This is a genomic window from Pseudomonas sp. IT-P4 (assembly GCF_949767755.1).
Classification (GTDB): domain Bacteria; phylum Pseudomonadota; class Gammaproteobacteria; order Pseudomonadales; family Pseudomonadaceae; genus Aquipseudomonas; species Aquipseudomonas monachiensis.
This window is the reverse complement of the sequence record NZ_CATKPX010000084.1, coordinates 1-611: the sequence shown is the minus strand read 5'-3', so window position 1 is coordinate 611 and position 611 is coordinate 1. Positions and strand designations below refer to the sequence as shown.

The 611-nt window shown below is 60.2% G+C and carries 1 pseudogene; it reads left to right on the top strand.

From position 1 onward, the window contains the following. A pseudogene (locus ACM6IT_RS25855) lies at nt 1-611 on the top strand (hypothetical protein); the annotation flags it as partial.

The following is a 611-nucleotide window of genomic DNA, read 5'->3' as shown; positions in this document are numbered from 1 at the left end:
GGCCAGCGCCTGGAGTCGATCGCCGATGCCCATGGCGACTTGCTGCGGATCAATCGGCGTGCCGATAGCACCCTGGTTGAGATTCTTGTGCGTCCTTACGACGGGCCCGGCGGCACGCCGTTGGCCCGTTACGAGATGAAACTGAACAGCAACGGCTGGGTGACCGAGATCGTCCTGCCCACCGCGGAAAAAGCCTCCTGGCGCTTCGGTTATGGCAACGGCCCGATCCGCGGCATTCTGTGCCTGCACGAAGTCAAGACACCGGTCGGTGGCCGCGAAACCATCGAGTATGCCGATGCGGGCCATCCGTACCCTGGCGGCGTCACCCGGCCCAACCTGCCGCGGGTCACCCGGCATCACGTCGACCCAGGCTTTGGCCAGCCAGCGTTGGAAGTGACGTACCGTTATACGGCGGAAAACTTCCTTGGGGCCGGTGCTTCAGTAACCTGGGAAGAGGGGATGGACCCTCTGTACAAAATCGACGCTACGTATGAGTACGGCAGTACCGCTACCTTGGAGGATCGTATTAACAGGACGGTGCGCAAAGTCGATCGCACCTACAATCGCTTTCATCTGCTGACTGAAGAAAAAACCACTCAGGCACATTGTGT